The organism is Ruegeria sp. AI3, from assembly GCF_056541245.1.
In genome coordinates, this window is the sequence record NZ_JBQFYA010000082.1 from 1 (window position 1) to 618 (window position 618).

Consider the following 618-nt stretch of genomic DNA (forward strand, 5'->3'; position numbering starts at 1 on the left):
ACCGGGACAACAAACTGCTTGGTCATCTTAAGATATTCGAAACCGGGCGACCCGCCGGATGCATCGGCATGTCTTTCAGTTGGTGCTACCGGTGCATCTGTCTGTTGGTCTGTTTTTGCTGCGGCGTCCTGTTCCGAAAGCGTGTCCTCCGCTTCCCCAGAAGGTGAAAGGAACACACCTGCACCGATTCCGGCTCCAAGCCCGGCAACCATGAAAATCAGAGGTATCAGCAATTTCGCCATAACCAGACCTCAGAAAGGCAAAAGGGAATCGAGGACTTGCTGGCCATATCTTGGCTGCTGCACGTCGGTTATTTGCCCGCGGCCGCCATAGGACACCCGCGCTGACGCTATTTTGTCATAGGTGATCTCATTCTTGCGTGAGATATCCTGCGGGCGGATATATCCGGCGACCAGCAACTCCCTTAGCTCGAAATTGACGCGCAGTTCCTGAGACCCAGAGATAGACAATACCCCATTCGGCAGAACATCCAGTACGGTTGCTGCGACGCGCAGTGTCAGTTTCTCGTTTCGCCGAACCGATCCGCGCCCAGAACTGGATGCGTCAGAGTCAATCGAGACCGCCTCTTCCAGAGATGCGCCCTCTGGCAAGCTGTTT

1 protein-coding gene and 1 pseudogene are annotated in these 618 nt (G+C 55.0%); both read right to left on the reverse strand.

Annotated elements, in window-relative coordinates; all coding sequences use genetic code 11:
• Positions 1-242: pseudogene (locus ACRZ95_RS23155) on the reverse strand (flagellar basal body-associated protein FliL); the annotation flags it as partial.
• Positions 243-251: 9 nt separating this feature from the next.
• On the reverse strand, positions 252-618 hold a 367-nt coding region (locus tag ACRZ95_RS23160), incomplete at its 5' end, for a flagellar basal body L-ring protein FlgH (protein WP_480555747.1).